Source organism: Agriterribacter sp. (assembly GCF_035497235.1).
In the GTDB taxonomy this organism is placed as follows: Bacteria; Bacteroidota; Bacteroidia; order Chitinophagales; family Chitinophagaceae; genus Agriterribacter.
Genome location: NZ_DATJEB010000012.1, coordinates 1 through 7,932 on the forward strand (window position 1 = coordinate 1; position 7,932 = coordinate 7,932).

A 7,932-nucleotide genomic window follows, 5' to 3' on the forward strand; every position below is an offset into this window, starting at 1 on the left:
ATGATTGATATCGCCAAATTTTGTTTCGCCTGCAAAAAGATGATGACAGATGTAAGAAACCAGGAACAGCACAGATAAGGCAATGGCGCCAAGCATTATTTTTTTGTGCAAAATATAATTCCGGCGCTTTACGGCAACCAGCCCGGCAACTAATAAAAGCGATACGAAGGAATTGATTATCGCATTAATTAATGCAAATACATGCACATCAAACCCCAGGCTGGCTTCAATTTTTATGCGGCCCAGTAATACCACGGCTATAAATATCAGGATGGAAACAATGCTTATCAGCAAACGGGCTAATTGATCATTCTTTTTTATGAGGGGCTGAGGTACATTTTCTGTTCCCATTTCTTTTATGCTATGATTATTATGAATTTTAAGAAGCGTTTAATTTCCGGAAAACCTGCGCTTTTTCTTTTTATCCCTTTCCAGCATCAGCAGCACCACATCGCTGGCTAATTTATTCAGGTGAATGCTGTCCATGCCGTTATACCATCCCCGCACCACCCTGTCTTTATCCAGAATGAAAAAGTATTCGGTGTGTATGAAGTTAGTATCTACGTTGGTATCGGCAATATTGGCTTTAAATTCCTTTTTGGCAATGTCATAAATTTCCTCCTTATCGCCGGTAAGCATCCACCAGGTATCATGATTGACGCCATATTTGTCTGCGTATTTTTTTAATCGCTGGGCAGAATCCCTTACGGGGTCAACGCTGAAAGAGCTACCCTGCGTTTATTTACTTATTCCCAGCCGCCTCCAAGTGAGCGGTACAGGTCCAGCGCAACGGTCAGCAATTCCTTTTGTGAAGCAGTGCGTTTTAATTCAGCTTCCAATACCCCTTTTTGTGCAGTTATCACTTCCAGGTAACTGGCATACCCGTTTAGGTATAATTCGGTTGACGTACTAACGGCATCGGTTAACATGCCCACTTCAGACTGGTTCAAATCAACAATTTTTATGTAATGTTCAATTCCCTGTAGGTTACTCAACACTTCGCCGTAACCTTGTAAAATGCTTTGCCGGTAGTTATAAAACGCGATGGTTTGTTCGGCATTGGCAACGGCAAAACCTGCTTTCAACTGGTGCTGGTTAAACAGGGGTTGTGTAATTCCTCCCAGTAATCCGTAGGCAATGGAGCTGCCGTTGAACAATAAAGGTAGCTTAAAAGCATTTAGTGCCAGGTAAGGGGTAAGGGTAACCGAGGGCAAAAAAGCTTTCCGTGCGGCTGTTACATCGGCTTTGCTTGCTGCCAGCTCCAGCGCCGCCTGTTGTATATCGGGCCGCCTTGTTAATAAATCTGCTGGTATCCCGGAAGCTATCACTTCCGGCGTTTGTTGCTGCCGTATGGGCAGGCCCCTGGGGATAGGCGTTTGTGCAAAACGGCCCAGGAGCACATTCATTTCATTTTCGAGTTGAATAATGGCTAACCGGGTTTCCTGCTCAAGACTGAGCGTGTGCATTAAATGAGCACTGAATTGCTGAACCGCCAGTGCGTTGGCGCGTCCGCCTTCCATTTGTGCCTCTACTATTTCAACCGCTCTTTCCTGTAATGTTATGTTCCTGCGGATGATCTCCAGCCTGTTGTCTAAAGCCAGCAGTTCATAATAATAAGAGGCCACCTGCGTTACCAGTTGGGTGGTAACCCAGTGCCTTCCTTTTTCGGAAGCCAGCAGCGTGTTGTAGGCAGATCTTTTCTTTGCTTTCAACTTTCCCCAGAGGTCAATTTCCCATGAGCTTTTTAACCCCAGGAAAAAATCACGGGGAGGGTTTGTTACTTTTTGATCCCCGGTAATATTCTGGGAAAGGTTGGTATCAAAATTACCAACGCCCGTCATAGTGTATTTGCCGTATTTATCTACTGCGCCCGAAGCAAAACCGTTCAGGGAAGGAAGCCTCAGCCCTTTCTGCACAAGCAGGTGGGCTCTCGCTATCATAATTTTTTCCACCGTGGTTTTGAGCTTAAGGTTGTTTTTAATAGCTGTATCAATAAGCCCGAGAAGTACGGCATCGCGGAAGAATTGTTCACGGGTAAGACTGCTTAAGCGGGAGCTATCGGCATGGTTGCTGTAGCTGCCGGGCAGTTCAGGCATTGGGTATTGCACAGCGGGCTGCTGGGTTACACAGGCGGGTATAGATACTAACAGAAAGGCATATGTGAAAAGCCGGATATACAGAATAGATCTGATTTTTTTCATAAACGATATGTAATTAAATTTTTTAGATAAAAGCAGTACGGTACTGTTGTACAAAAGCAGCCGTACCGCAAACCTGCAGGTTATTCTTTTTCCGGTGTTACTTTAAACTTCATAGCCTGCACTTTTAGTTTCATTTTCTTTTTTAGTCCAAATTTTTCCTCAATACCTGCGAAAGCAACGTACAGCCCCGGTATCAGTATAATGCCTAACAGGGTTCCCGTAAGCATGCCACCCGCGGCCGCGGTGCCAATAGACCGGTTGCCCAGGGCTCCTGCACCGGTTGCAATACAAAGCGGGATAAGCCCGGCAATAAAAGCAAAGGAGGTCATTAGAATGGGCCGTAGCCTGGAGGTAGCTCCGGCTATAGCTGCTTCTAATATAGAAGAGCCCAGTTTTTTTCGCTGGATGGCAAACTCCACAATAAGAATAGCATTCTTACCCAGTAACCCGATGAGCATTACCAGCGCTACCTGTGCATAAATATTGTTTTCCAGTCCTGCCAGCTTCAATGACAGAAAAGACCCGAAAATTCCTGCGGGTAGCGAAAGAATAACAGGAAGCGGCAGCAGGAAGCTTTCGTATTGTGCAGCCAGGATGAGGTATACAAACACTAAGCAAATAATAAAAATGTAGAGGGCCTGGTTGCCAGAAAGGATCTGTTCCCTGGTCATACCCGACCATTCATAATCAAATCCTCTCGGCAGTACTTCTTTGGCAGCAGCCTCTACCGCTTTAATGGCATCACCACTGCTTTTACCCTGTGCCGCATCGCCGTTAATGAGTGCAGAAGTATACATGTTATAGCGGGTTAACTGTTCCGGCCCAAATACTCTTTCCAGTTTTATGAAAGTGGAAAAGGGAACCATTTCATTATCTTTATTTTTAAGGTAGAGGTTAAGTATGTCTTCGGGGCCGGAGCGATACTGGGGATAGGCCTGCACCATTACCTTGTACATTTGACCAAACCGTATAAAATTGGTGGCGTAATAACTTCCCAGCAGCGTTTGCAGAGTATTCATGGCGTTTTCAATAGTAACACCTTTTTTCGCGGCCATATCCTGGTCTACATGAATCATATACTGGGGAAAGTTGGGATTGAAGCCCGTGAATGCGTTGCTTACCGCTCCCGACTTCATTGCGGCGGCAATTACATCATTGGCCACTTTTTGTGTTTGCTGCAAATCTTCGCTGCCGGTTTTATCTAGAAGCCGGAACTCAAACCCGCTTGAGTTACCAAAACCCGGAACGGTTGGTGGTGGTAAGAACTCAATACTCGCATCGGCAATGTGTTTCGTTTTTTGCTGCAGTATTTCAATCAGCTCGTTTACAGATTCCGCTCTTTTGTCCCAGCTTTTCATATTAATCATAGCCATACCGTAAGAGGCGCCGGATACTTCTGTAACGAGGCTGTAACCCGCCAGGGTTGAAATATTATCAATGGCATCTAAGTTTTGTGCTGCCTCCTGCACTTCATCCAGCACTTTACCGGTACGCTCAACCGTAGAGCCCGCAGGGGTAGTAACATTTACATAAATCACGCCCTGGTCTTCCGTAGGAATGAAGCCCGATGGGAGCACGGCACTGGTGCCCCATGTAGCCACAAAGAAAATGACCAGCAGACCCATAGTAAATGCTTTTTTACCGGCCAGGCGTTTTATTAAGTGCTGGTATTTACCCTGTGTGCTGTCATACGCTTTGTTGAAACCCGAAAAAAACCGCTGTAGCGGGCTTTTCTTTTTTCCCGGCGCGGGATGCCGCAGCATAAGGGCACAAAGCGCTGGGGTAAGCGTTAAGGCATTAATGCCCGATATTACAATAGAAATGGCCAGGGTTAAGGAAAACTGCCTGTAAAAAACGCCTGCCGGTCCGGACAGAAACGCTACCGGCACAAACACCGCCGACATGACCAGTGTAATGGCCAAAATAGCACCGGTGATCTCTTTCATGGCAGCAATAGTGGCATCCATTGCCCCCATGTGATCTTCCGTCATCTTTACATGCACGGCTTCTACCACCACAATGGCATTATCTACCACAATACCAATGGCAAGCACCAGTGCAAAAAGTGTAAGCAGGTTAATGGAAAAGCCAAGCGCCAGCATAAAAGCCAGGGTGCCTATAAGCGCTACCGGCACGGCCAGTGCGGGAATAAGGGTAGACCGAAAATCCTGCAGGAACAGGAAAACCACGATAAATACCAGTACAAAAGCTTCCAGTAATGTTTTTAATACTTCACTGATGGAAGCATCAAGAAAGCGCGATACATCGTACGCGAAATTGTAATCCATGCCGGGCACAAAAGAAGATTCCTTCAGTTCCGCCATACGTGTTTTAATATTACTGATCACCTCTCTTGCATTAGACCCCGGCCGCTGTTTAATCATAATAGATGCCGAAGGCTTACCGTCTGTTTTGGAAACCATGCTGTAGCTGAGGGCGCCAAATTCTACCCCGGCTACATCCTTTAACCGGAGTACTGAGCCATCTTCATTTGCGCGTAACACGATATTTTTATATTCTTCGGGTTCCGAAAACTTGCCCGTATAGCGTAACACATATTCCAGTACATTAGATTGCTTGCCTGAACCCTCGCCCGTTTTGCCGGGAGCGGCTTCCACATTCTGACTGCGCAGGGCCGCAATCACTTCATCTGCCGACACATTATACGCCAGCATCCGGTCGGGCTTCAGCCAAACCCGCATGGCATAGTCCTTTGCGCCCATTATTTCGGCGAAACCCACGCCATCAATACGCTTCAGTTCTTTCAGCACATTAATGTCGGTGAAGTTAAAAATGAACTGCTCGTCCATGGCGGTATCTTCACTCACGATATTGAGGTAAAGTAACATGCTGTTCACCTCTTTTTCCGTTACCACACCGGCTTTTATCACTTCTTCGGGCAGCTCATCAAGCACGGTAGTTACCCTGTTCTGCACATTTACGGCAGCCAGGTCGGGATCTGTGCCTACTTTAAAAGAAATGGTGATGAGGGTTACTCCGTTGTTGCTGGTTACCGTATTCATATAGGTCATCCCAGGCACCCCGTTAATTGCCCTTTCGAGGGGTGTGGCAACCGCATCGGCACTTACCTGGGCGTTGGCGCCCGTATATCTTGCCGTAACGGTTACTGAGGGCGGCACAATATCTGGAAATTGTGTAATAGGCAGGGTAAACAGTGCCAGCACACCCAGTAAAGTAATGATCAATGAAATAATCAGCGACAATACGGGTCGCCTGATAAAAGTTTCTATCATAAAAACGGTTGTTGTAAGAGGTCGGTTTTTAAATGTTTTGTTTCATGTGTCAACAGGTAATGTAAAAGCAGGCGCTTTACCTGCATAGCCGGTCATTAAAGCAAACAGGAGCACTGCCTGCTCAAACAGAGCAAGCCTGTTCCAAATAGCAGCCGGGCATCTGCAGCCAGGGTGCGCATGAAGCATCATTGCTACTATGCAAGCCGGAGTTGTTATAATTGCCTGTGTATAAGAATGGGTTGTATGTGGGTGCCTTCGCGGATATTCTGTACACCCTCGTATACAATTTTATCTCCCTTGCTCAGTCCCGCTTTGATAATATACGATTGTGCTATTCTTGCCTGTGGCACCACGGTTTTCATTTTTACCGTATTGTCGGCGTTAACAACGAACACGTAATATTTGTCCTGTATTTCAAATACAGCTTTTTGGGGGATGATCAAAGCGTCACCGGCGTTTGTTGTAAGCCTTACCTTACCCGATGCGCCATGCTTGAGCAGCCTGGAAGGGTTGGGAAACCTTGCCCTGAACGCGATAGATCCTGTGCTTTCATCAAATTCACCTTCCACTGTTTCAATTTTTCCGGAATAAGGATATACCGTTCCATCGGCAAGCAGCAGGTTGATATTATTATTCCTGTCTTCCGTTGCGGTTTTCCGGTAATTCAGGTATTCGTTTTCCGAAACATTAAAGTAAGTGTATACTTCATGGTTGTCTGAAATAGTGGTGAGCAGGGCGCCGGCATCAAGTACGCTACCGGCTTTAAACGGAATACGGTTAATGATGCCATCAAACGGGGAGCGTATAAATGTATAGGAAAGACTGGTTTCTGCTTTCTTTTGAGCAGCTAAAGCTTCTTCCACCTTAGCGTTTGCCGCTTTGTGTTTGGCCTCTGCCATATCCTTTTCGGTAGGAGATACGATCTTTTTTGCCAGTAAGCCTTTTACCCTCAGCAGTTCTACTTCGGCTGTTCTTGCTTCGGCCATGGCATTGCTTACATTTGCTTTTGCTTTTGAGAGGGCAATTACAAATTCATTGTCATCCAACTGGAAAAGAGGTTGTCCCTTTTTCACCACCTGTCCTTCATCTACAAATATCTTATTCAGAAATCCCTGTACCCTGGTACGGATTTCTACATTTTTTACAGCTTCAATGCTGGTTACATAATCCTGATGTAAGGCGGTATCTTTAAGCGATACTTCTAAAACGGGTAATTGGGGCAGGTCTTTATTATCCTGAACATTTCCTTTAACCGAGCATCCTGCCATAATAAAGCCGGCAGCTATATACCATATATTTTTCATCTCTTGGGGTTGTAATTAAAATGAATGACATGAACCCGACCTGCTGATCGGATTTCAAATGAGAATTGTGAAATAATAAATAGCATTCATGGAATGAATGCGTAAAACGATGTACAACCTCAAAAAGGAGTAAGCCGGAAGATGAAATTATGATGTTGCAGATGGGGCAGCTTACTTGCGTAAGCTGTCTCCGGGAAGTCATGTTTTGCAATGAGCATGGGCTGAACTTCCGGTATAGCCGGTGGTATAATGAAGCTCTGGAAAAAGCAAACGCTTACCCTGTTCTTGGAATTAAAGAAATGCGCATTGAAGCCGGGCTTTTCATGATCAGGAAGCCTGTCTTTCAGCCCTGCAATATCTTCCAGCAGCAGCTCAAGTATGGTAGCGGGCGCGTGATCCTCCTGTTCATACATCGCAGTCCATTCCCCACTTTTGAAAACCGGGTAATCCATATTGGCGGAACTGTCTTCCATAAGGCTTACAGGCAGGAAGGTCATGATATTCAAAAAGCCGAGCAGCAGGAAGTATGCTATGGTTCTCTTATGCTTTCTTAAATGTTGAATCATGACAGGGAAAATGGTTTGCCGGGATTGGTATATTTACTGCGCACCCGTTGAGATATAATTAAGTTATTTTAAGCTTGAAAGCAATGAGGGCCAAAGATAAAACCCAATAAAAAAAATGGATGGGGTAAAGCGTTAAAATTATTGAAAAATTTAAAAATTGATTTAAGTCAATCTGTATAGAGGATACTGTAAGTGGACTTATTATATATAGGATATTATATCAATAATAAGGTCTTATTAATACATATACCAGCACCCCGGTTATAGAAACATATAACCAAATGGGCCAGGTAATGCGTGCTAATTTCTTATGCAGGGTGAACTCTGCCGTTAGTCCCCTGTAGGCAGTAAATAAAATGAAAGGAAGAATGATTCCTGCCAGCGGAATATGGGTGCCCAGAATGATATAATAAAATATTCGCAGGCTTCCCCCTGCCGCTTTTTCGGTATCGCTTACCAGCCCGTCATGATTGATATCGCCAAATTTTGTTTCGCCTGCAAAAAGATGATGACAGATGTAAGAAACCAGGAACAGCACAGATAAGGCAATGGCGCCAAGCATTATTTTTTTGTGCAAAATATAATTCCGGCGCTTTACGGCAACCAG

At 45.1% G+C, this 7,932-nt stretch carries 6 protein-coding genes and 1 pseudogene; all 7 read right to left on the reverse strand.

Going from position 1 to position 7,932, the window contains the following annotated elements; translation table 11 throughout:
- Positions 1 to 351 (reverse strand): DUF420 domain-containing protein (locus VL121_RS03005; protein WP_325402011.1); only part of this gene is annotated, 351 nt, incomplete at its 3' end.
- Between the two features lie 39 nt (positions 352 to 390).
- Positions 391 to 714: pseudogene (locus VL121_RS03010) on the reverse strand (SCO family protein); the annotation flags it as partial.
- A 32-nt stretch (positions 715 to 746) separates the two neighbouring features.
- Positions 747 to 2,201 carry a TolC family protein gene (locus VL121_RS03015; protein WP_325402013.1) on the reverse strand — a complete coding sequence of 485 codons (1,455 nt, stop codon included), beginning with the start codon at positions 2,199 to 2,201 and terminating at the stop codon, positions 747 to 749.
- 80 nt (positions 2,202 to 2,281) lie between these two features.
- A complete protein-coding gene (locus VL121_RS03020; RefSeq protein ID WP_325402015.1) occupies positions 2,282 to 5,455 on the reverse strand; it encodes an efflux RND transporter permease subunit in 3,174 nt (1,057 codons plus the stop codon).
- Between the two features lie 212 nt (positions 5,456 to 5,667).
- On the reverse strand, positions 5,668 to 6,759 hold the full coding sequence (locus tag VL121_RS03025; protein ID WP_325402017.1) for an efflux RND transporter periplasmic adaptor subunit: 1,092 nt from the start codon (positions 6,757 to 6,759) through the stop codon (positions 5,668 to 5,670).
- Between the two features lie 119 nt (positions 6,760 to 6,878).
- Positions 6,879 to 7,325 (reverse strand): hypothetical protein, encoded by a 447-nt coding sequence (locus VL121_RS03030; protein ID WP_325402019.1) that lies wholly within the window; start codon positions 7,323 to 7,325, stop codon positions 6,879 to 6,881.
- 220 nt (positions 7,326 to 7,545) lie between these two features.
- The coding region (locus VL121_RS03035; protein WP_325402021.1) for a DUF420 domain-containing protein at positions 7,546 to 7,932 on the reverse strand (387 nt) is incomplete at its 5' end.